This is a genomic window from Pseudoxanthomonas fibrivorans (genome assembly GCF_041464125.1).
Classification (GTDB): Bacteria; Pseudomonadota; Gammaproteobacteria; order Xanthomonadales; family Xanthomonadaceae; genus Pseudoxanthomonas.
In genome coordinates, this window is record NZ_JBGNUG010000001.1 from 283643 (window position 1) to 305914 (window position 22272).

The 22272-nt window shown below is 70.6% G+C and carries 20 protein-coding genes and 5 tRNA genes; 11 read left to right on the forward strand and 14 right to left on the reverse strand.

The genetic code is table 11. The features are described 5' to 3' along the window. The first annotated feature begins 63 nt into the window (after positions 1-63). From ACA089_RS01345 to ACA089_RS01355, 3 genes are all read left to right on the forward strand, one after another. Complete coding sequence (locus ACA089_RS01345; RefSeq protein WP_372012697.1) at positions 64-1101, forward strand: type IV pilus twitching motility protein PilT; 1038 nt, start codon at positions 64-66, stop codon at positions 1099-1101. A gap of 50 nt (positions 1102-1151) precedes the next feature. Continuing rightward, on the forward strand, positions 1152-2282 hold the full coding sequence (locus ACA089_RS01350; protein WP_372012699.1) for a PilT/PilU family type 4a pilus ATPase: 1131 nt from the start codon (positions 1152-1154) through the stop codon (positions 2280-2282). Positions 2283-2386: 104 nt separating this feature from the next. Beyond that, positions 2387-3097 (forward strand): YitT family protein, encoded by a 711-nt coding sequence (locus tag ACA089_RS01355; protein ID WP_372012701.1) that lies wholly within the window; start codon positions 2387-2389, stop codon positions 3095-3097. Here ACA089_RS01355 and ACA089_RS01360 read toward each other — a convergent pair. Continuing rightward, positions 3094-3990 carry a DUF72 domain-containing protein gene (locus ACA089_RS01360; protein ID WP_372012703.1) on the reverse strand — a complete coding sequence of 299 codons (897 nt, stop codon included), beginning with the start codon at positions 3988-3990 and terminating at the stop codon, positions 3094-3096. The two genes, ACA089_RS01355 and ACA089_RS01360, sit on opposite strands and share 4 nt — an antisense overlap. Before the next feature lie 43 nt (positions 3991-4033). Further along, positions 4034-4576 (reverse strand): DNA-3-methyladenine glycosylase I, encoded by a 543-nt coding sequence (locus ACA089_RS01365; protein ID WP_372012704.1) that lies wholly within the window; start codon positions 4574-4576, stop codon positions 4034-4036. Between the two features lie 77 nt (positions 4577-4653). On the opposite strand from ACA089_RS01365, the gene ACA089_RS01370 reads away from it, so the two are divergent. The 3 genes from ACA089_RS01370 to ACA089_RS01380 are packed head-to-tail and all read left to right on the forward strand — an operon-like array spanning position 4654 to position 6676. Then, entirely contained in the window at positions 4654-5223 is a 570-nt protein-coding gene (locus ACA089_RS01370) for a YqgE/AlgH family protein (RefSeq protein WP_372012706.1), read from the forward strand. A 7-nt stretch (positions 5224-5230) separates the two neighbouring features. Continuing rightward, a complete protein-coding gene (gene ruvX, locus ACA089_RS01375) occupies positions 5231-5689 on the forward strand; it encodes a Holliday junction resolvase RuvX (RefSeq protein WP_372012708.1) in 459 nt (152 codons plus the stop codon). Positions 5690-5731: 42 nt separating this feature from the next. Beyond that, entirely contained in the window at positions 5732-6676 is a 945-nt protein-coding gene (locus ACA089_RS01380; RefSeq protein ID WP_372012710.1) for an aspartate carbamoyltransferase catalytic subunit, read from the forward strand. 52 nt (positions 6677-6728) lie between these two features. Here ACA089_RS01380 and ACA089_RS01385 read toward each other — a convergent pair whose 3' ends face one another. The 6 genes from ACA089_RS01385 to ACA089_RS01410 form a co-directional block, all read right to left on the reverse strand. Then, the gene (locus tag ACA089_RS01385; protein ID WP_372012711.1) at positions 6729-8480 is read right to left on the reverse strand and encodes a vWA domain-containing protein; all 1752 of its coding nucleotides are present in this window, start codon (positions 8478-8480) and stop codon (positions 6729-6731) included. Positions 8481-8556: 76 nt separating this feature from the next. Then, positions 8557-10095 carry an exopolyphosphatase gene (gene ppx / locus ACA089_RS01390; protein ID WP_372012713.1) on the reverse strand — a complete coding sequence of 513 codons (1539 nt, stop codon included), beginning with the start codon at positions 10093-10095 and terminating at the stop codon, positions 8557-8559. Between the two features lie 52 nt (positions 10096-10147). Beyond that, complete coding sequence (ppk1, locus tag ACA089_RS01395; RefSeq protein WP_372017587.1) at positions 10148-12259, reverse strand: polyphosphate kinase 1; 2112 nt, start codon at positions 12257-12259, stop codon at positions 10148-10150. A 19-nt stretch (positions 12260-12278) separates the two neighbouring features. Then, positions 12279-13625, reverse strand: a complete 1347-nt coding sequence (gene phoR, locus ACA089_RS01400; RefSeq protein ID WP_372017589.1) for a phosphate regulon sensor histidine kinase PhoR — start codon at positions 13623-13625, stop codon at positions 12279-12281. An 80-nt stretch (positions 13626-13705) separates the two neighbouring features. Continuing rightward, on the reverse strand, positions 13706-14395 hold the full coding sequence (gene phoB / locus ACA089_RS01405; protein ID WP_372012714.1) for a phosphate regulon transcriptional regulator PhoB: 690 nt from the start codon (positions 14393-14395) through the stop codon (positions 13706-13708). Between the two features lie 82 nt (positions 14396-14477). After that, a complete protein-coding gene (locus ACA089_RS01410; protein ID WP_459077388.1) occupies positions 14478-16118 on the reverse strand; it encodes a M48 family metalloprotease in 1641 nt (546 codons plus the stop codon). A gap of 163 nt (positions 16119-16281) precedes the next feature. Between ACA089_RS01410 and grxC the strand changes: the two genes are divergently transcribed. The 3 genes from grxC (at position 16282) to ACA089_RS01425 (ending at position 18141) form a co-directional block, all read left to right on the forward strand. Then, positions 16282-16569: a glutaredoxin 3 gene (gene grxC, locus ACA089_RS01415; protein ID WP_372012718.1), complete on the forward strand. Its 288-nt coding sequence runs from the start codon at positions 16282-16284 to the stop codon at positions 16567-16569. A 71-nt stretch (positions 16570-16640) separates the two neighbouring features. Continuing rightward, positions 16641-16976 (forward strand): carboxymuconolactone decarboxylase family protein, encoded by a 336-nt coding sequence (locus tag ACA089_RS01420; RefSeq protein ID WP_372017591.1) that lies wholly within the window; start codon positions 16641-16643, stop codon positions 16974-16976. Positions 16977-17133: 157 nt separating this feature from the next. Then, on the forward strand, positions 17134-18141 hold the full coding sequence (locus tag ACA089_RS01425) for an isocitrate dehydrogenase (protein WP_372012720.1): 1008 nt from the start codon (positions 17134-17136) through the stop codon (positions 18139-18141). 69 nt (positions 18142-18210) lie between these two features. Here ACA089_RS01425 and ACA089_RS01430 read toward each other — a convergent pair whose 3' ends face one another. The 6 genes from ACA089_RS01430 to ACA089_RS01455 form a co-directional block, all read right to left on the reverse strand. Beyond that, positions 18211-18969: a Bax inhibitor-1/YccA family protein gene (locus ACA089_RS01430; protein WP_372012722.1), complete on the reverse strand. Its 759-nt coding sequence runs from the start codon at positions 18967-18969 to the stop codon at positions 18211-18213. A 247-nt stretch (positions 18970-19216) separates the two neighbouring features. Then, positions 19217-19301 (reverse strand) — tRNA-Leu (locus ACA089_RS01435). A gap of 81 nt (positions 19302-19382) precedes the next feature. Further along, positions 19383-19458 (reverse strand) — tRNA-Lys (locus ACA089_RS01440). An 86-nt stretch (positions 19459-19544) separates the two neighbouring features. Further along, positions 19545-19621: transfer RNA gene (locus tag ACA089_RS01445), tRNA-His, on the reverse strand. Positions 19622-19664: 43 nt separating this feature from the next. After that, a tRNA-Arg gene (locus ACA089_RS01450) sits at positions 19665-19741 on the reverse strand. Between the two features lie 36 nt (positions 19742-19777). After that, positions 19778-19854 (reverse strand) — tRNA-Pro (locus ACA089_RS01455). Positions 19855-20120: 266 nt separating this feature from the next. On the opposite strand from ACA089_RS01455, the gene tig reads away from it, so the two are divergent. Together tig and clpP are read left to right on the forward strand one after the other, a co-directional pair. Continuing rightward, positions 20121-21416, forward strand: coding sequence for a trigger factor (gene tig, locus ACA089_RS01460; RefSeq protein ID WP_372012724.1), 1296 nt, complete (start codon positions 20121-20123; stop codon positions 21414-21416). A 114-nt stretch (positions 21417-21530) separates the two neighbouring features. After that, positions 21531-22154, forward strand: coding sequence for an ATP-dependent Clp endopeptidase proteolytic subunit ClpP (gene clpP / locus ACA089_RS01465; RefSeq protein WP_372017593.1), 624 nt, complete (start codon positions 21531-21533; stop codon positions 22152-22154). Positions 22155-22272 lie beyond the last annotated feature (118 nt).

The following is a 22272-nucleotide window of genomic DNA, read 5'->3' on the forward strand; positions in this document are numbered from 1 at the left end:
TCGTTCCAGCCTGCGGGAATCCGCCGGCTATCGATTGACTGCCGTATCACGGGGAATTCGCGCATGGATATCGCCGAACTGCTGGCCTTTTCGGTCAAGAACAAGGCCTCCGACCTGCACCTGTCCGCGGGCCTGCCGCCGATGATCCGCGTCGACGGCGACGTGCGCCGGATCAACATCCCGGCGCTGGACCACAAGCAGGTCCACGCGCTGGTCTACGACATCATGTCGGACAAGCAGCGCCGCGACTACGAGGAATTCCTCGAGGTCGACTTCTCGTTCGAGATCCCGTCGCTGGCCCGCTTCCGCGTCAACGCGTTCAACCAGAACCGCGGCGCCGGCGCGGTGTTCCGCACCATTCCCTCGGACGTCCTGAGCCTGGAGGACCTGGGCTGCCCGCCGATCTTCCGCGAGCTGATCAACCAGCCGCAGGGCCTGATCCTGGTGACCGGCCCGACCGGTTCGGGCAAGTCGACCACGCTGGCGGCGATGATCGACCACATCAACAAGAACGAGTACGGGCACATCCTCACCGTCGAGGACCCGATCGAATTCGTGCACACCTCGCAGAAGTGCCTGATCAACCAGCGCGAGGTGCACCGCGACACCCACGGCTTCAACGAGGCGCTGCGCTCGGCGCTGCGCGAGGACCCGGACTACATCCTGGTCGGCGAAATGCGCGACCTGGAAACCATCCGCCTGGCGCTGACCGCCGCGGAAACCGGCCACCTGGTGTTCGGCACCCTGCATACCTCGTCGGCGGCGAAGACCATCGACCGCATCATCGACGTGTTCCCCGCCGGCGAGAAGCCGATGGTCCGCTCGATGCTGTCCGAGTCGCTGCGCGCGGTGATCAGCCAGGCGCTGCTGAAGAAGGTCGGCGGCGGCCGCACCGCGGCCTGGGAAATCATGGTCGGCACCCCGGCCATCCGCAACCTGATCCGCGAGGACAAGGTCGCGCAGATGTACTCGGCGATCCAGACCGGCCAGCAGTACGGCATGATGACCCTGGACCAGCACCTGCAGGACCTGGTCAAGCGCGGCCTGATCACCCGCCACCAGGCCAGGGAATACGCCAAGGACAAGCGCCTGTTCGAATGACGGCCGCGGCATAGCCCGGCCCGACGCCCACGCACTTCCGGAGCACCGCCATGAGCACCATCGACTTCACCTCGTTCCTCAAGCTGATGGCGCACCAGAAGGCGTCGGACCTGTTCATCACCGCCGGCATGCCGCCGTCGATGAAGGTCCACGGCAAGATCAGCCCGATCACCCAGACCCCGCTCACGCCGCAGCAGAGCCGGGACCTGGTGCTGAACGTGATGACGCCGGCGCAGCGCGAGGAGTTCGAGAAGACCCACGAGTGCAACTTCGCCATCGGCGTCGCCGGCGTGGGCCGCTTCCGCGTCAGCTGCTTCTACCAGCGCAACCAGGTGGGCATGGTCCTGCGCCGGATCGAGACCAAGATCCCGACGGTGGAGGAGCTGAACCTGCCGCCGATCATCAAGACGCTGGCGATGACCAAGCGCGGCATCATCCTGTTCGTGGGCGCCACCGGCACCGGCAAGTCGACCTCGCTGGCGTCGATGATCGGCTACCGCAACCAGAACTCGACCGGCCACATCATCACGATCGAGGACCCGATCGAATTCGTGCACAAGCACGAGGGCTGCATCATCACCCAGCGCGAGGTCGGCATCGACACCGACAGCTGGGAGAACGCGCTGAAGAACACCCTGCGCCAGGCGCCCGACGTCATCATGATCGGCGAGGTGCGTACCCGCGAGGGCATGGACCACGCGATCGCCTTCGCCGAAACCGGCCACCTGGTGCTGTGCACGCTGCACGCGAACAACGCCAACCAGGCGATGGACCGCATCATCAACTTCTTCCCCGAGGACCGGCGCAGCCAGCTGCTGATGGACCTGTCGCTGAACCTCAAGGGCGTGGTCGCGCAGCAGCTGATCCCGACGCCGGACGGCAAGAGCCGCCGGGTGGCCATGGAAATCCTGCTCGGCACCCCGCTGGTCCAGGACTACATCCGCGACGGCGAGATCCACAAGCTCAAGGAAGTGATGAAGGAGTCCACCAACCTGGGCATGAAGACCTTCGACCAGAGCCTGTTCGAGCTGTACCAGGCCGGCGAGATCAGCTACGAGGACGCGCTGCGCTACGCCGATTCGCAGAACGAGGTGCGCCTGCGGATCAAGCTGTCGCAGGGCGGCGACGCGCGCACGCTCGCCCAGGGCCTGGACGGCGTCGAGATCGCCGAGGCGCGCTGACCCGGACGCAACAGCCCAGGGACCCGCGAAGGCGGCGGCTTCGCCTCCACGGCGGCCGCACGGCGGCGGTTAGAATGCGCGCCCCCCTCGCGCGCGCCTGACCCGTGAACTCCAGAGACCCGGATCTCCGGCCCGCTCCGTCGCCCGTCGATGGCGCCATCGTCACCGCCGGGCCGCTGACGCCTCCGCCCGATTCGGCCGGCACCCCGGCCGACGCCCGCGCCTTCCACCACTCGGTCGCCGAGGACGTGCAGGGCATGGTCCTGGCCACGCTGGTGGCGTCGCTGGGGCTGACGGTGTTCGCCCAGGGCGGGCTCATGATCGGCGGCATGGCCGGCGTCTCGTTCCTGCTGCATTACGCGCTGGGCTGGAACTTCGGCCTGGTCTTCGTGCTGGTGAACCTTCCGTTCTACTGGATCGCCGTCCGCAGGATGGGGTGGGAGTTCACCCTCAAGACCTTCCTGGCGGTGGGCGCCTGCGGCCTGCTGACCGACCTGCTGCCGCGCTGGGCGGGCTGGTCGCACATGACCGGGCTGTACTCGGCGCTGGTCGGCGGGGCGCTGTGCGGGCTGGGGATCCTGTTCTTCATCCGCCACCGGGCCAGCCTCGGCGGCGTGGGGATCCTGGCGGTGTACCTGCAGCGCGAGCGCGGGATCAGCGCCGGCAAGGTGCAGCTGGCGTTCGACACGGTGCTGATGGGCGCCGCGTTCTTCGTGCTGTCGCCGTCGAAGGTGCTGTACTCGGCGGTCGGGGCGCTGGTGCTGAGCCTGATCCTGATGTTCAACCACCGCCCGCACCGCTACATGGGCGTCTAGCCATCGCCGGCGGTCGCCGGGGCACGGCTGGCCAGCATCCGGTACAGGCGTTTGGCGTCGAACGGCGCGTCCACCTTGGCGTCGTTGTCGAAGTAGCAGTAGACGTCGCGGCGAATCCGCGGTGGCGGCGCCACGCCCGGCAGTGACCGGGCGTCCGCCGGCTCATGGCCGTCGGCCCAGCACCGTATCCGCGTGGCCCAGTGGTCCAGGGCATCGTCGGGATAGCCGCTGGCATAGAGTTCGGCCGGTCCGTGCAGGCGCAGGTACATGAAGTCGGCGGTGACGTCCTCCATGTGCGGGAAGCGGCCGCCGGTATCGGCCACCACCAGTGCCACGCCGTGGTGGCGCAGCAGGCCCACCAGGCCCGGGTCGCGGAAGCTGTCGTGGCGCACTTCCAGTGCGTGCCGGATCGGCCGCCGGGGTTGCGACGGCAACGAGGCGCGGCCGCGCATGCGCACGCGCTCGCGGCGGCGCGCCAGGGCCAGCGCGGCGTCGGTGTCCCGCGGCAGACGGGACAGGAACGGCTCCAGCACGTCCGGGGAATAGCGCAGGGTCGGCGGCAGCTGCCACAGCAGCGGCCCGAGCCGTTCGCGCAGCTGCAGCACGCCGGAGGCGAAGAAGTTGGCGAGCGCCGTGTCCACGTCGCGCAGGCGCAGCATGTGGGTGATGTAGCGCGGCCCCTTCACCGCCAGCACCGAACCGGGCGGGAACGCCGACGCCCAGTGCCGCCAGCTCTGCGGGCGCTGCAGCGAGTAGAACGAGCCGTTGAGCTCGATGCTCGAGAAGCTGTGCGCCGCATACTCCAGCTCGCGGTGCTGGGGCAGGCCCGGCGGATAGAACACGCCGCGCCACGGGCGATACCGCCAGCCCGATATGCCGATGTGGATGGCCATGTCCGCAGCTTCCCCGCCCCGCGCGCAGCGGCGGGTGAAGGCGTCAGCCGGCCGCCCCCATCCACGGCGGCCGCAGACTGGCCACGCGCGCGTAGGCCGGGCAGTCCGGACGGTGCGATCCGGGCAGGTAGCCCAGGCTCATCAGGAATTCGCCGGTGATTTCGCCGCCGGTGAAGCGGAAGGTTTTCCTGAACAGCTTCACCCAGTCGGCTTTCGCGCGGGGATGGTGCGCATCCAGCCACGCGGCGAATCCCCCGTGGGAGGCGCGCAGCCCGCGGATGACTCCGGCGTTGTGGATGGCCGCGTCGACCTTGAGCCGGTTGCGGATGATCCCCGGGTCGGCCAGCAGCCGCGCCCGGTCCGCCTCGCCGTAGGCGGCGACCGTGTCGACGTCGAAACCGTCGTAGGCGCGGCGGAACCCGTCCCGCTTCCTCAGCATCGTCTCCCAGCTGAGCCCGGCCTGGTTGATCTCCAGCAGCAGGCGTTCGAACAGCACGCGTTCGTCCCGTTGCGGGAAGCCGTACTCGGTGTCGTGGTAGGGCCCGTGCAGCAGATGGCCGCGGGCGAAGTCGCAATAGCCGGACATGGCGAAGTCCCGGGGAACCGGCGCCGATTATGGCAAGGACGCGGGCCGCGGCCAGCCGTCGGCGCTAGAATGGCCGCATGCCCGCGTCGAACGACAACCTGGCCAACCAGCTGCTGATCGCGCTGCCCGCGCTGGCCGACCCCAACTTCGCCCGCACCGTCGCGCTGATCTGCCAGCACGACGACGAGGGCGCGATGGGCGTGGTGGTCAACCGCGCCTCCGAGTACACCCTGGGCCAGGTCTTCTCGCAGATGGGCATCGGCAGCGACGACGAGGCGCTGTGCGCGCGCACGGTGCTGCATGGCGGGCCGGTCCACCAGGAGCGCGGCTTCGTGCTGCACGACGGCGCGCGCGAGTGGGATTCGAGCCTGCGCGTGGGCGGTGGCCTGTACCTCACCACCTCGCGCGACATCCTCGAGGCGATGGCCGCCGGCGAAGGCCCGGCGCATGCGGTCGTCGCGCTGGGCTGCGCCGGCTGGGGCGCCGGCCAGCTGGAATACGAACTCGGCGAGAACACCTGGTTGACCGCGCCGGTCGATGCCGAGCTGCTGTTCGAGCTGCCGCTGGAGCGGCGCTGGCAGACCGCCGCCGGCAGCATTGGCGTGGACGACCTGTTCCGCCTGGCCGACTACAGCGGGCATGCCTGATCCGACCATGAGCCCGGCGCTGCCGCCCCCCGACGCGATGGTGCTCGGCTTCGACGTCGGCGCGCGCCGCATCGGCGTGGCGGTGGGCAGCGCGCTGGCGGGCGCGCGCGCGGTCGCGGTGGTGGACGTGCACCCGGCGGGCCCGGACTGGAAGGCCCTCGATCGCCTGCAGGGCGAGTGGCGCCCGCAGGGGCTGGTGGTCGGCGATCCAATGACGCTGGAGGGCGGCGACCAGCCGATCCGCCGGCGCGCCCGCGCCTTCGCCGCCGAACTCAGGGCGCGCTACCGGCTGCCGGTGGCGCTGGTCGACGAGCGCTCGAGTTCGGTCGAGGCCGCGCAGCGCTTCGCGCGCGAGCGCGCCGCCGGCAACCGGCGCCGCCGCGATGCCGGCACCTTGGACGCCGCGGCCGCCGCGGTGATCATCGAGCGCTGGCTTTCGGCACCGGGCGACGCCACGCCCGCCTAGGCCGCATCCGCATCCCATTCCGAACCCGCACGCAGACCGACCATGACCCCGCAGATCGACCCGAACGGCCGCCTCCGCCACCTGCTCACCCTCGAGGGCCTTCCGCGCGCCACCCTGGTCCAGCTGCTCGACCGCGCCGGCCAGATCCGCGACGCGGCGGTCGGGCGGGTCGGCAAGCGCACGGTGCTGGCGGGCAGCGCGGTGTGCACGCTGTTCTTCGAACCCTCCACGCGCACGCGCAGCTCGTTCCAGCTGGCCGCGCAGCGCCTGGGCGCGGACGTGCTCAACTTCGACGCGTCGACGTCTTCCACGCGCAAGGGCGAGACCGCGCGCGACACCCTGAAGAACCTGGAGGCGATGGGCGTGCGCGGCTTCATCGTGCGCCACCCGGAAGACGGCGCCGTGCAGCGCCTGGCCGACGAGGCCGGGGAGGGCACGGCGCTGGTCAACGCCGGCGATGGCCGCAGCGCCCACCCCACCCAGGGCCTGCTCGACATGCTGACCCTGCGCCAGGCCTGCGGCGGCGACTTTTCGAAGCTCAAGGTGCTGATCGTCGGCGACGTGAAGCACTCGCGCGTGGCCCGCTCGGACCTGCACGCGCTGCGCACGCTGGGTGCCGGCGAGGTCCGCGTCTGCGGTCCGGCCTCGCTGCTGCCCGATGCCGGCACCACGGCGGGCTGCGTGGTCGGCGAGGACCTCGATGCGATGCTCGAGGGCGTGGACGCGGTGATGATGCTGCGCCTGCAACGCGAGCGGATGGAGGAAGGCCTGGTGCCCTCGCTCGAGGACTACCACGCGCGCTACGGCCTGAGCGCGCAGCGCCTGAAGCGCGCGGCGCCGGGCGCCGCCGTGCTGCACCCGGGGCCGATCAACCGTGGCGTTGAGGTCACCGACGAAGTCGTGGACGGCCCTCAGTCGTGGGTCCTGCGCCAGGTCGCCAACGGCGTGGCGGTGCGCATGGCCGTGCTGGAGCACCTGCTCGGCTGACGCTCCCGCGCGTCGGCGGACGCGGCGCCCGTGCGCCGCGTCCGCATTCCGCTCATTCCACCGCGATGGCGGCCGCCGGTGGCGGCGTGCCGGCGGTGACCTGCCGCGCGGATTCGACCAGCGCGGCGAACTCGCGGCGCAGCCCCCGGCGGTCCTCGCCCGCGGCGGCACGCGCGCTGGCGGCGACATCGTCCCAGTCCCAGTCGCCGACATTGCCGCCGCCGCGCAGCAGGTCGGCATAGCCGGCCACCGCGGCGGCGAAGTGCAGCGACTGGCTGGGGCGCGCCGCCAGTGCGTCGCGCCGGATGGGGGTTTCGATCAGGCGGCTGCGATCCTGGCCCGGCAGCTTGTAACGCAGGCGGAGGTGGGCCAGTTCGCCGCCCGTAGACGCGGCGGCCGGCGTGGCGCCGGTGCCGTAGCGCAGCGCCGGCAGGCGTTCGCCGCCCGAACCGGCCAGCGCGATCTCGTACAGCGCGGTCACTTCGTGGCCGGCGCCGATGTCGCCGGCGTCGACCCGGTCATTGGCGAAGTCCTCCCGCTCCAGCAGCCGGTTCTCGTAGCCGACCAGGCGGTACTCGGCGACCTGCGCGGGGTTGAACTCGATCTGGACCTTCACGTCGTTGGCGATGGTCAGCAGCGTGGCCTGCATCTGTTCGACCAGGACCTTGCGCGCCTCTTCGGGCGAGTCGATGTAGGCATGGTTGCCGTCGCCGGCATCGGCCAGGCGCTCGGCCATCGCGTCATTGTAATTGCCCTCGCCGAAGCCCAGGGTGGACAGCGCGATCCCCGACCGGCGCTGGTCGGCGACCCAGGTCTCCAGGGTGCCGCGGTCGACGGTGCCGACGTTGAAGTCGCCATCGGTGGCCAGCAGGATCCGGTTGACGCCGCCTTCGGCGAAGGCCTGCCGCGCGACCGCGTAGGCCAGCCGGATGCCGTCGCCGCCGTTGGTGCTGCCGCCGGCTTCCAGCCGGTCCAGCGCCGCCAGGATCTCGTCGTGGCGGTTCCCCGGGGTGGGGGGCAGGACCAGGCCGGCCGAGCCGGCATACACCACGATCGAGACGCGGTCCTGCGCGCGCAGCTGCGGCACCAGCTGGGCGAAGGCCTGCTTGAGCAGCGGCAGCTTGTCGGGCGACTGCATCGATCCGGAGGTGTCGACCAGGAACACCAGGTTGGCCGGCGGCAGGACGGCCTTGGCCACGTCGTAGCCCTTGATCCCGACCATCAGCAACTGCCGCTTCGGATTCCACGGCGATGGCGCCAGCTCGGTGGTGACCCGGAACGGCACCTCGCGGGTGGCCGGCGCCGGGTGGCCGTAGCTGAAGTAGTTGAGGAACTCCTCCACGCGCACCGCGTCGGCCGGCGGACGCACGCCCTGGCGCAGCATCCGCCGCACGTTGGCGTAGCTGCCGGTGTCCACGTCGATGGAGAAGGTCGATACCGGCTGCTCGCTCGCACGCCGCACCGGATTGTCGTCCCGTCCTTCGTAGCGCTCGGTATTGGCCGCCGGTGCAAGCGGCGGCGGCGCGAGGGCCATCCGTGCCTGGGCGGCGAGGTGGACCTGGGCCTGGGACGCCATGGCGTCCTGCCGCTGCTTCGCGCGCGCGGCCTCCATCGCGGCGATCGCGGGGGGCGGTGGCGGCGGTGCCAGCGGGGCGGCCGCGGCCGGGTCCGCCGTCCAGGCCGCAACCGGGGGCTCCTCGCGCACGGAACCGGCGGGCGGGGCGGAGTGGCAGCCGGCGAGCGCCAGCGCGAGCAGCAGCGTGGCGCCGGCGGGAAGCCGGGGGGATTTCGGTCTGGTGCGCATGTCTGACTCCCGTGTTGGACGGGATGTCGAACGCACCAGCAACGCAAGCGGGGTTGGCGCGGCGATCCGGGCCGGGTCAGGCCACCATCGGCTGGAACTCGATGCCCAGCCCGGGCATGCCTTCCTTCTCGACCAGCAGGTCGGCGCGCAGCAGCGGGCGGGTCTCGACCCAGTCGCGGTCCATGACCAGCTGCAGGCGGTTGCCGTCGGCGGCGAGGTCCAGGCGCGGGATGTGGTCGCCATCGTGGGAGCGGTGCAGCAGCACGGCCAGGCGCAGCAGCGCCGCCTTGCGCTTCGCCGGCAGCAACAGGCGGTCCGGAAGCGCGTCGAACGCATTCTTCGGCACCCCGCGCCGGTGGGTGCGGACCAGCGCGGCCAGCACCTGCTGTTCCTGCCGCGAGAAGCCGGCGATGTCCGAGTGCTCCAGCACGTAGGCGCCGTGCACGTGGTACTGGCTGTGGGCGATGGCCAGCCCCAGCTCGTGCACGCGTGCGGCCCAGCCGAGCATGCGCGCGTCGTCGTCGTCGAGCGACCAGGCGCCCGCGACCTGTTCGTGCAGGCGGATCGCCGTGCCTTCCACCCGCGCGGCCTGTGCCTCGTCGATGCCGTAGCGCCGGGTCAGCGCGTCGACGGAAGCATCGCGCGGATCGTTGCCGCCGCCGCGGCCGAGCATGTCGTAGAGGATGCCCTCGCGCATGGCGGCCTTGCTCACCAGGAGTTTCTGCAGCCCCAGCGCCTGGAAGGCGGCCTCCAGCACCAGCACCCCGCCGGCGATGATCGGGCGGCGGTCGCTGGACAGGCCGGGCAGGTCGATCTGGTCGATGCTGTCGGCCTGGAGCAGGCGCTCGCGCACCTGCGGCAGCGCCTCGGCGGTGATCGCGCCCTTGGTCAGTTTCATCGCCGCGCAGATCTCGCCGATCGCCTTGTGGGTGCCGGACGAGCCCAGCGCCTCCTGCCAGCCCAGCGCCCGGTACAGCCCGGCGAACTGCTGGAACTCGGCGCTGATCTCGGTCAGCGCGTCCTTCCATTTCTTCTTCGACAGGCGGCCGCTGGGGAAGAAGCGGCGGGTACTGGCGATGCAGCCGGCCTGCAGGCTTTCGCGCTCGATCGGGTCGAAGCCGCGGCCGATGATGAACTCGGTCGATCCGCCGCCGATGTCGATCACCAGGCGCAGCTGCCCGGGCTTGGGCGGCTGCGCATGGGCCACGCCAAGGTAGATCAGGCGCGCCTCCTCGCGGCCGGAGACCACCTCGATCGGCGAGCCGAGCACCGCTTCGGCGGGCGCCAGGAAGGACTGCGGATCGCGCAGCTGGCGCACGGTGTTGGTGGCCAGCGCGCGCACGTGCAGGCGCGGCACCCCCCGCAGGCGCTGGCCGAAGCGCGCCAGGCAATCCAGCGCGCGCTGGCGGGACGGTTCCGAAAGCCCGCCGGCGCCATCGAGCCCGTCCGCCATGCGCACGGTCTCGCGCAGGCGGTCCACCACACGCAGCTGGCCCAGCGTGTGCTGGGCCAGGACCATGTGGAAGCTGTTGGAGCCCAGGTCGATCGCGGCGAGCGCATCGCCGTCCTGGACCGGGGGGCGCGAGGACGCGCGCGAGGCGAGGGTGCTTGGCATGGCGGGAATGGTAGCGGATGGCCGCGGCCATTCCTCCCCCCGCGCGACCACCCTACAGCGCCTCCAGCAGGGCCAGCTGCGCCGAGTAGGGCGCTTCGCCGGGGGCCGGTTCGCGCTTGCGGTAGCGTCCGTCCGCGCCCAGCTCCCAGGCGTTGGTGTTGTCGGCGAGGTAGTTCTGCAGGGCTTCGCGCTGCACGCGGTCGACCAGGGCCGGGTCGAGCACCGGGAAGCAGGTCTCCACCCGCCGCAGCAGGTTGCGTTCCAGCCAGTCGGCGCTCGCGCCGTACAGTTCGGGCCGGCCGTCGTTCCCGAACCAGTACACCCGGCTGTGCTCGAGGAAGCGGCCGACGATCGAGCGCACGCGGATGTTGTCGGACACCCCGGGCAGGCCCGGGCGCAGGGTGCAGGCGCCGCGCACGATCAGGTCGATCTGCACGCCCGCCTGCGAGGCGGCATAGAGCGCGCGCACGACCTGCGGTTCGTTGAGGGCGTTCATCTTGGCGATGATCCGGCCAGGCCGGCCGGCCGCCGCCAGCCGGGTCTCGCGCTCGATCCGCTGCAGGATGCCGCTGTGCAGGGTGAACGGCGACTGCAGCAGCCGCTTGAGCCGGATCGAGGGCGCCAGCCCGGACAGCTGCTGGAACAGCAGGTGGACGTCGTTGCCGATGTCGGCATCGGCGGTGATCAGGCTCAGGTCGGTGTACGCGCGCGCCGTGCCGCTGTGGTAGTTGCCGGTGCCCAGGTGCACGTAGCGGCGCAGGCGCCGTCCTTCGCGGCGCACGATCAGCAGCATCTTGGCGTGGGTCTTGAACCCGACCACGCCGTACACCACCTGCACCCCCGCCTCCTGCAGGCGGTCGGCCACGCCCAGGTTGGCGTCCTCGTCGAAGCGCGCGCGCAGCTCGACCACCACGGTCACGTCCTTGCCGTTGCGCGCGGCCTGGACCAGGGCATCGACGATCGCCGAATCCTTGCCGGTGCGATAGAGCGTCTGCTTGATCGCCAGCACCTCCGGGTCCACCGCGGCCTGGGCCAGCAGCTCCAGCACGCCGGAGAACGAGTCGAACGGGTGGTGCAGCAGCACGTCGCCGCGGGCGACGGTCTTGAAGATGTTGTCGTCGTCCAGCCGGGTCCGCGGGGTGAACGGCGGATACTTGAGGTCGGGGCGCTGGACCAGGTCGTAGACCTGGATCACCCGGTTGAGGTTGACCGCGCCGTCGATGTAGTAGACCGCGTTCTCGCCCAGTTCGAAGTTCTGCAGCAGCGTGCGCACGATCGGCTTGGGGCAGTCGTGCGCGATCTCCAGCCGCACCGCCGGCCGGTAGCCGCGCCCGACCAGCTCGCTGCGCAGGGCCGAGGCCAGGTTCTCCACCTCGTCCTCGTCCACCACCAGTTCGGAATTGCGGGTCACGCGGAACTGGTAGGCACCGCGGACGGTCATGCCCGGGAACATCTCGTCGACGAACGCGGCCAGCATCGTCGACAGGAGCACGAAGGCCTGCTTGCCCTTCCCGGCCAGGCTCGGCGGCAGCTCGACGATGCGGCTGAGCGAGCGCGGCGCGCGGACGATGGCGAGGTGGCCCGGGCGGCCGAACGCGTCCATGCCCTCCAGCACCACCACCACGTTGAGCGACTTGTTGAGGATGCGCGGGAACGGATGCGACGGATCCAGGCCCAGCGGCGACAGCACCGGCATGACCTTGTTGCGGAAGTACGCGCGCAGCCAGCGGCGCTGGCGGGCGTTCCAGCTGTGACGGCCGAGGATGCCGATGCCCGCGTCGGCCAGCGCCGGGCGGATCACCTCGTTCCAGCAACGGTACTGGGCGTCGACCAGCTCCGCGGCGCGGTCGTGGATGAGGTCGAGCAGCCGCGCCGGGGCGATGCCGTCCGACTGCGCCGGCAGCCCGAGGTCCAGGGCATGGCGCACCGTCGCGGCACGGATCTCGAAGAATTCGTCCAGGTTGGTGCACGAGATGCACAGGAAGCGCAGCCGTTCGAGCAGCGGGACCTCGGGATCCTGCGCCTGGGCCAGCACCCGGAAGTTGAAATCCAGCTGCGACAGCTCGCGGTTGAGGTACAGCGCCGGGTCGCGCAGGGCGTCGCCGTGAGGCTCGTGCTCGTGCGCGCCGGGTGCGTGGTCGGGGAGTCGGCTGTCGTTGTCCATGGAGGTGGGCACTGGCATGTCAGCGGGTGGCGGGTTCGGCCGCGGGCAGGGCGAGGGGATCTTCCTGCCGCGCCTGCACGCGTTCGGAACCGAAATGGCAGGCGAACACGCTGCCCTGGCCGACCGTGCTCTGGATCGAAAGGCGCGCCTGGTGCAGTCCCAGCACGTGCTTGACGATCGACAGGCCCAGGCCGGTGCCGCCGCTTTCGCGCGAGCGGCTGCTGGACACGCGGTAGAAGCGCTCGGTCAGGCGGGGGATGTGCGCCTCCGGGATGCCGTAGCCGGTGTCGCGCACCGACAGGATGGCGCCGCCCTCGGCCGTGCGGGCGAATTCGACGTCGACGCGGCCGCCGGCCGGCGTGTAGCGGATCGCGTTGGTGACCAGGTTGGAGAAGGCGCTGTGCAGTTCCTGGGTGGAGCCGAGCAGGTCGCAGCCGGCGCGGTCATGCACCTCGACCGCGTGCCGGCCCTGGCTGTAGGCCTCGGCTTCGCGGCGCAGCGTGGCCAGCATCGGCGCCATCGCCACCGGCTCCTCGGGCAGGCTGTCGCGCGACTCCAGCCGCGACAGGGTCAGCAGGTCCTCGACCAGGCGCGTCATCCGCTGCGACTGCTTCTGCATCTCCGCCAGCATCGGCTGCCACGGCGGGAAGTCGGCCGGGTCGAGCATGTCGAGGTAGCCGTGGACGACGGTGAGCGGGGTGCGCAGTTCGTGGGAGACGTTGGCGACGAAGTCGCGGCGCATCTGCTCCAGGCGCAGCAGCTTGCTGACGTCGCGGGCGACCAGCAGCCAGTAGTCCTCCGAGTACGGGATCAGGCGCAGGTTCAGCCGCAGCCTGTCGTCGACCGGCGAGGGCGCGTCGAGCATCGGCTCGGCGTTGCGCCCGGCGGCCAGCCACCGCGCGAGGGGCAGCGGCTGCAACCGCTCGACCACCGGCACCCCGAGGTCGCGCGGATGGCGCAGGCCGAGCAGGTCGGTGGCCGCGCGGTTGAACCAGATGGTGCGCTGGGTGTTGCGTTCCACCACCACCACCGCGTCGGGCAGCGCGGCGGCCGCGGCGCGGTAGGCGCGCAGCATGTCCAGCAGCCGGCGCTTGCGCGCGCGCATCTCCACCTGGCTGCGATGCAGCAGGTGGTCGAGTTCGTTCCAGGCGCCTTGCCCGCGCGCGGGTTCCCAGCGCCGGCGCGCGGTCAGGCCCAGCAGCACCCGGCGCAGCCGCCAGTAGTGCCAGGCCAGTACGCCGAGCGCCGTGCCGGCCAGCACCCATCCGGTCTGGCCGACCGCCAGGCCGAGCAGGGTCGCGCCGGCCAGCAGCCCGGCCAGCACGGCCAGCGTCCGGCGCCAGGCCGCACGCAGGTGCGGCGGCATCTGTTCGGTCGTCGTGCCCCGGATGCGCGTGGATGGGAAGGTCGGGTCGTCGGTCATCCGGTGCGGCGCGTCCTGCGCCCTCAGGTCGCGGTCGAGAAGCGGTACCCGGCGCCGCGCACGGTCTGGACCATGTTCTCGACGCGGAACGGCTCCAGGGTCTTGCGCAGGCGGCGGATGTGCACGTCGATCGTACGCTCTTCCACGTACACGCTGCCGCCCCATACGTGGTCGAGCAGCTGCGCGCGGCTGTAGACGCGTTCGGGATGGGTCATGAAGAAATGCAGCAGGCGGTACTCGGTCGGGCCGATCGGCACCGCCGCCTCGCCGGCGAACACGCGATGGGCGGCGCCGTCGATGCGCAGGGGGCCGACCGCGACGCTGCCGTCCTCGTCGTCCTCGCGCGCCCGGCGCATCACCGCGCGGATGCGCGCCAGCAGCTCGCGCGCCGAGAACGGCTTGACCACGTAGTCGTCGACGCCGGCTTCGAGCCCGCCGACCCGGTCGTTCTCCTCGCCGCGGGCGGTGAGCATGATGATCGGCACCTCGCGGGTCAGCGTCTCCCGCCGCCAGCGCCGGGCCAGCTCCAGCCCGCTGGTGCCCGGCAGCATCCAGTCCAGCAGGATCAGGTCGGGGACGCGGTCGGCGATCGCGGCCTGGGCCTCGCGCGCGTCGCCGGCGTGCACCGGCGCGTAGTCGCCCTTGCGCAGGGCGAAGGCGACCATGTCCCGGATCGCGGGTTCGTCGTCGACGATCAGGATCTGCTTCTGCACGGCTTTCCCGGAGTTGGGGGGACGGCCGGGATTAGACTACCGTCCGATGACCGAATTGTGACAGCGGCGCCGGCATGGCGGCTCAGCGCCGCTGCATGTCGGGGTCGCGGATGCCCTGGCGGCGGAGCTCCAGCACGGTCGGGGTGATCGCGACGATGCGCGCATCGACCCGGGCCCGGGAGACGTAGTCCAGGCCACCCTGCTTTTTCAGTGTTTCCAGCTGGATCAGCGCCTGCTCCGGGCGGCCGTTGAGGAACGCGGCCTCCGCATAGGCCTCGGCGGCACGACTGGTGTCGCCGGCGAGCTCTGCGGCGCGGGCGAACGTCTGCTGGAAGACGGGGTCGCCGGCGGAACGGGAGAGCAGGGGCCTCAGCACCTCCTGGGCGCGGCGTCCGGCATCGGCGCCGCCCTGCTCGACCAGCGTGCGGGCATAGGTCAGGACCACGGCCCGGTGGCCCGGCATCCGCCGCAGCAGTTCGTCGAAGCGGCGGTTGGCCTGGGCGCCCTGGCCGGAGCGGGACTCGGCCTCGCCGAGCGCCAGCGCGATCCAGAGGTTGTCGGGGTGGCGGTCGAGCAGGCGGGCCAGCCCGGCGGCCGCGGCGGCCGGCTGCCGGGCCAGTCGGGCCAGCTCCAGCCCGTAGGCCTGCGCATCGCTGAGCCCCTCGGGGCTGGCGCGCCGCAGCGATTCATACTCGCGGATCGCCGCATCGGGGGTGTTCGCGGTCAGGGCGCGCAGGCGTTCCTGGGCCCACGCGAACTGGCTGCCAGCCGCCTCGGCCGTGGGGTCGAACGGCTCGAGGCGGAACCCCGCCGGCAGCAGCGGGTTGGTGCTGGCCGGCGGTGGCGCCTGGACCTTGAACGGGTCCAGCCTTTCGACGCGTTCGCCGCCGCCGGGCACGGACGTCACCGCGGTCACCGAGCCGCGCTTGAGCTGCTCCGCGCGCTGCTTGGCCTCGCTGATGCGCGTGGTGTTGACCGGGTGGGTGCGCAGGTAGTCCGGCGCCGTGTAGCCGCCCTCGTTGCCGCGCATGGCGAAGGACATGCGCTCGAAGAAGCCGGCCATGGCATCGACGTCGTAGCCGCTGCGCGACAGGGTGCGGATGCCGAGCCGGTCGGCTTCCGATTCGTTGGAGCGGGTGTAGTCGATCTGGTTCTGCTGGATCAGCGCCATCGCGCTGGCGACCGCCGCCTGGGTGGCGTCACCCGACGAGCTGCCGCCGGCGGCCTGGGCGGCCACGATCGCGGCGAGCATGCCCAGGAGGATCGGGATCTGGTCGCGCTGGGCGCGCTCGACGCCGCGCAGCACGTGCTGCTGGGTGACGTGCGCCACTTCGTGCGCCAGCACCGCGGCCACCTCGTCTTCCCGCTGCGCGGTGAGGACGAGGCCGGCGTTCATGCCGATGTAGCCGCCGAGCGTGGCGAACGCGTTGATCTGGCGGTCCCGGAGCATGAAGAACGTGTACGGCTGCTCCGGCCGGTCGCTGTTCGCGCCGAGGCGGTTGCCCATGGTCTGCAGCCAGTCATCCAGCAGCGGGTCCTCGAGCAGGTAGCCGTAGTTGCGCAGTTCGCGCAGCATCATCGCCCCGTACTCCGCCTGCCTGGCGGGGGTCAGCACGTCGCCGGCCGACGAACCGATGTCGGGCAGGCGCGGCTCCTCCTGCGCCGGCGCCCGCATGGGAGCCAGGGAGAGGGCGAGGGCGGCAGCCAGCAGCACGGTGCGCAAGACGGATCCTCCGGAAAGGCTGAACGGGTGGGGCGAGCATGGGCGCGGGCGGGACGACGCGCGTGAATCGGTCGTTAACCCGCTGTGTTCCATCCGTGCAGGCTGGACCGGACCACGCCGCTACCATATTCGGTCAGACCCCTTCCGTCCCGCGGAGTTTCCCGTGTCGTCGTCCCTTCCCCAGATCGTCATCTACTCCACCGCCGTCTGCCCCTATTGCGTCGCGGCGAAGAACTTCCTGAAGAGCCAGGGCCGCGAATGGACCGAGGTGCGGGTCGACCTGGACCTGGAGGAACGGCGAAAGATGATCGACCTCGCGCGGCGCACCAGCGTGCCGCAGATCTTCGTGGGCGACGTCCACGTGGGCGGCTACGACGACATGATGGCCTTGCACCGGGCCGGGCGGCTCCTGCCGCTGCTCGACGGGCAGGCGTCCGGGGGAGCGGCGTGAGCGGCGGGGAGACCGGCGGCGAAACCGGCGGCGGGGATCGCGTCCGCGAGTTCACCGAGTTCCGCCAGCGGATGAACCAGCGGATCCTGGCCGAGCCGAACCAGGTGGTGCGCCGCTTCTTCGCGCTGGACACCCAGACCTACCAGGCCGGCGCCCTCGACGTGAAGACCAAGGAGTTGCTGGGGCTGGTGGCCTCGCTGGTGCTGCGGTGCGACGACTGCATCAGCTACCACGTGGCGCAGTGCAAGGACGCCGGGGTCAGCCGCGACGAGTTCTTCGAGACGTTCTCGGTCGGGCTGGTGGTCGGCGGTTCGATCGTCATCCCGCACCTGCGCCGGGCGGTGGATTTCCTCGACCGGCTCGAGGCCGGCGAGCCGTCGGCGGTCCCGGCGCACGATCACGGCTGAGCGGCCGCCCGGGCCCCGTGCCGGAGGCAGCGGCGGGCGGCCCCTCCCAAGGTCGAGGTAGGGGATCGGGCGCCGATCGGGCATAATTTCACCAACAACTTTCTTCCCCCCGCGCCCGGGCCGCCATGGTCCGTGCGCCTGTTCCGGACAAACACCCATGACCCAGAAGATCACGGTCATCCGCGGCGACGGCATCGGCCCGGAGATCATGGACGCGACCCTGTACGTGCTCGACCAGCTCGGCGCGGGCCTGGAGTACGAATTCGCCGACGCCGGCGTGGCCGCGCTGGAGACGCACGGCGACCTGATGCCGCAGGCCACGCTGGACTCGATCGCCCGCAACACCGTCGCGCTCAAGAGCCCGCTGTCCACCCCGATCGGCGGCGGGTTCACCTCGATCAACGTCAGCCTGCGCCGGCATTTCGACCTGTACGCCAACGTGCGCCCGGCCAAGTCGTTCCCGAACACCAAGTCGCGCTTCGGCGACGGCGTGGACCTGATCACGGTGCGCGAGAACACCGAGGGCGCCTACCTGGCCGAGGGCCAGGAGGTGTCGGCCGACGGCCAGACCGCGATCTCCGGCACCCGCATCACCCGCAAGGGTTCCGAGCGCATCGTCCGCTACGCCTTCGAGCTGGCCCGCAGCACCGGCCGCAGGAAGGTCACCGCGGTGCACAAGGCCAACATCATCAAGTCGACCTCGGGCCTGTTCCTCAACGTCGCCCGCGAAGTGGCCGCGCAGTACCCGGACATCGAATTCCAGGAAATGATCGTGGACAACGCCTGCATGCAGCTGGTGATGCGTCCCGAGCAGTTCGACATCATCGTGACCACCAACCTGTTCGGCGACATCATTTCCGACCTGTGTGCCGGCCTGGTCGGCGGCCTCGGACTGGCCCCGGGCGCCAACATCGGCGAGCACGCGTCGATCTTCGAGGCGGTGCACGGCACCGCCCCGGACATCGCCGGCAAGGGCATCGCCAACCCCTGCGCGCTGCTGCTGGCGGCCGCGCAGATGCTCGACCACATCGGCCAGCCGCAGAACGCCGAGCGCCTGCGCAAGGCGATCGTGGCCACGCTGGAAGCGAAGGATTCGCTGACCGGCGACCTCGGCGGAAGCGCGGGCACGATGGATTTCGCCAGGGCGATCGCCAGCCGGCTGTAGCCCGGGCGTCGTGCGCGGGAACGAAAAAGGGCGCCATCGGCGCCCTTTTTCTTGCCCCCGGCGCCCTGGTCAGCGCGACTGCAGCTTGGAGAGCAGGCGCAGGAACTCGAGGTACAGCCAGACCAGCGTGACCATCAGCCCGAACGCGCCGTACCACTCCATGTACTTGGGCGCGCCCTGCTCGACGCCGTTCTCGATGAAGTCGAAGTCGAGCACCAGGTTCATCGCCGCGATCACCACCACGAACAGGCTGAAGCCGATGCCGACGATGCCCGACTCGTGGATCAGCGGGATCTGGATGTTGAAGAAGCCCAGGATGATCGAGGCCAGGTACACCAGGGCGATGCCGCCCGTCGCGGCGACCACGCCCAGCTTGAAGTTCTCGGTGGCCTTGATCAGGCCGCTGCGATAGGCGAACAGCATCGCGAACAGGGTGCCCATCGTCAGCAGCACCGCCTGCATGACGATGCCGTTGAAGCGCGCGTCGTACATCGCCGAGATCGCGCCGAGGAACACACCCTGCGCCAGCGCATACAGCGGCGCGGTGACCGGTGCCCAGGTCTTCTTGAAGATGGTCACCAGCGCCAGCGCGAAGCCGGCGAGCACGCCGCCCCACAGGTACATGCCGATCGCCGGGTTGACCGCGCCGTCGGCGCCGAAGGCCTGGCTCCAGGACCAGCTGCCGGTGAGCACGGCCAGCAACAGCAGCAGGCCGGTCTTGTTGCTGGTGCCGGTCAGGGTCATCGCCCCGCCGTCGCGTGAAACCACCGCGCCGCTGCCGAGGTCGAGGAAGGTCGATTCCTTGAGGGCGGGATTGCCGCTGCGCATGCCGCTGCTCCATAGAGTGTTGTCGGATGGATCCAAGCATACACGGGGAGCCCCAGCCCCCGGCGAGGCGCAAGGAAGTCAGCCGCCGGTGCGCCCATGGCGCGGTGTGCGGATCCCCGGCGACCGCGGACAGGCACGACACGGTGTGCGGCGGAAGCCTCGGCCGGTGATGGTTCCCCGGCCGGTGTGGCCTGCCGGGGATACGCGCCACGTGTCTTGGCCGCCGGTGGCCTGGAAGGGCGCGCGGTGGTGCGAAAGGAGGGACTCGAACCCTCACGGGGTTACCCGCTGGAACCTAAATCCAGTGCGTCTACCAGTTCCGCCACTTTCGCGAACGCGCCCGCATTCTAGCCGCGCCGCCCGGCCGGCGGCGGAAACGAAAACGCCCGGCGATGCCGGGCGCTTCCTCGGGATGGTGGGCCGTCAAGGATTCGAACCTTGGACCTACTGATTAAGAGTCAGCTGCTCTACCAACTGAGCTAACGGCCCCGAACAACTCGATTACAACCGAGCTGCGCATTCTAGCGGATTCCGCTTTCCTGGCAAGCTCCGCGGCGTGCGCCGCGTCGAACAAGTGGGGTGGCTGAGGGGATTCGAACCCCCGACCACTGGAATCACAATCCAGTACTCTAACCAACTGAGCTACAGCCACCACCGAAAAACCAACTCTGAACCGCGTCCGCCGGAGCCCGTGATGGCGCGCCCGGCAGGAATCGAACCTGCAACCGCCGGCTTAGAAGGCCGGTGCTCTATCCGGTTGAGCTACGGGCGCACAACTCGGTATCACATCGACCGCCTGGCGGCGGAATGGTCGGGGTAGAGGGATTCGAACCCCCGACATCCTGCTCCCAAAGCAGGCGCGCTACCAGACTGCGCTATACCCCGGTGTGCTGGGTCGGTCCGGCATCGCCCTCGAATTCCGGCCCGCCGGGCCCGGCTCCCGGGCGCCCGGAGGCTCCCTGGAAGGCCGGCTATTGTTCGTGAAGCACGCCGGGGCTGTCAATGGCGCCCGGGCCCGCAGGCTGGCGCGGGCGCGGCCGATAGGTGAAACTAGCGCGTTCCGCAGGGGCGGCCGGAAGCCGCGTCCCGACCCCACAAACCCGTCGATTTTCCGCCGTGGCAGGAGCCCCGGCCGCAGGAGCCAGACCACCATGCAAGTTTCCGTCGAATCCACCGGCAACCTCGAGCGTCGCATGAACTTCAGCCTGCCGGCGGATCAGCTGGAGTCCACCGTGAGCGGCCGCCTGCGCGAGATCGCGCGCACCGCGAAGATGAAGGGCTTCCGCCCCGGCAAGGTGCCGGCCAAGGTGATCGAGCAGCGCTACGGCGAGCAGGTCAAGGCCGAGGTGCTCGGCGGCATGGTCCGGCAGACCTTCGATTCGGCCGTGCGCCAGCACGACCTGCGCCTGGCCGGCAATCCGCGCATCGATCGCGCGGGCGAGGGCGAACTGGAATTCGTCGCCACCTTCGAAGTGGTGCCGGACTTCGGCGACGTCGATGTCTCCAAGCTGACCGTCGTGCGCAACACCGCCGAAGTCACCGATGCCGACATCGAGCAGATGATCGGAAACCTGCGCGTGCAGCGCCGGACCTGGAGCAAGGTCGAGCGCGCCGCGAAGGAAGGCGACCTGGTTACCGGCTCGCTGTGGACCCGGATCGACGACTTCCGCCAGCCGGCGGAAGGCTCCGAGCCGTTCACCACCGCGATCGGCTCGGGCCAGCTCCTGCCGGCGCTGGAGAATGCGCTGGTCGGGCTCGAGGCGGGCGTGGAGACGATCATCGACGTCGCCTTCCCGGAGGGCTGGCGCCAGCCGCAGCTGGCCGGCAAGACCGCCCAGGTGCACGTGACCCTGTCGCAGGTCTCCGAACCGGTGCTGCCGGAAGTCGATGCCGCCTTCATCAGGAGCTTCGGCGTGCGCAGCGGCGACATGGACAAGTTCCGCGACGACATCCGCAGCAACCTCGAGCGCGAGCTGAAGGGTGCGCTGATGGCGCGCCTGCGCCGTGAGGTCGGCGAGCAGCTGACCTCGACCTGGGCCCACGTGGAGCTGCCGCCCCGGCTGGTGGAGAACGAGGCGCGCGGCATGCTGGCCCAGCAGCTGGAGCAGATCCGCCGCGGCGGCCGCGACCCGGGGCAGCCCCCGGCCAACGCCCACGAGGCCTTCCTCGAGCCCGCACGCAAGCGGGTCCTGGCCGGCCTGCTGGTCGGCGAGGTGGCCCGCCGCCACGACCTGCGCCTGGACCCGAAGCGGGTGAACGAAACCCTGCGCCTGATCGCCTCGACCTACGAGCAGCCGGAGCAGGTCATTGAGATGTACCGCAACGATCCCCAGTTGATGCAGGGACTGCAGAACCGGGTGATGGAAGAGCAGGTGATCGACTGGATCGCCGAGCGCGCCCAGCACACCGAGACGCCGCTGTCGTTCCAGGAAGCGATCCGGGGATGACGGCGGTGGCGGGTGCGGCCTGACCGCCGCGCCCGCTATGCTGCCCCAGGGTGTCCGGAAGGCCGGCGCCCAGCCCCCGACACGGCACGCCCAGGAGCGTACGCACCAATGAGCATGATCCCGACCAAAGCCCTCAACCTGGTCCCGATGGTGGTCGAGCAGACCAGCCGCGGCGAGCGCGCCTACGACATCTATTCGCGCCTGCTGAAGGAGCGGGTGATCTTTCTGGTCGGCCCGGTCGAGGACCATGTCGCCAACGTGATCATCGCCCAGATGCTGTTCCTCGAGGCCGAGAACCCCGAGAAGGACATCAGCCTGTACATCAACTCGCCGGGCGGCCTGGTCACGGCCGGCATGGCGATCTACGACACCATGCAGTACATCAAGCCGGACGTGAGCACGATCTGCGTGGGCCAGGCGGCGAGCATGGGCGCGGTGCTGCTGGCTGCCGGCGCCCCGGGCAAGCGCTACGCACTGCCCAATTCGCGGGTGATGATCCACCAGCCGCTCGGCGGCTTCCAGGGCCAGGCGACCGACATCGACATCCACGCGCGCGAGATCCTGAGCATGCGCGCCCGGCTGAACGAGATCCTCGCCAGCCACACCGGCCAGTCGATCGAGACCATCGCCCGGGACACCGAGCGCGACAACTTCAAGAGCGCCGCCGAAGCCAAGGCCTACGGCCTGGTCGACGAGGTCCTGGAGCGTCGCCCGGACGAGTCCATCCAGGCGGGCTGAACCACGGTCCGCCGAACCTCCGCGGACCGCCCCGAGGGCCGGTCCGCGGCTCCATATATCGGGGCCCGGCGCGCCGCTGGCGCGGTTCCGGCCCTGTGCTATTCTCGAACCGGAGTCC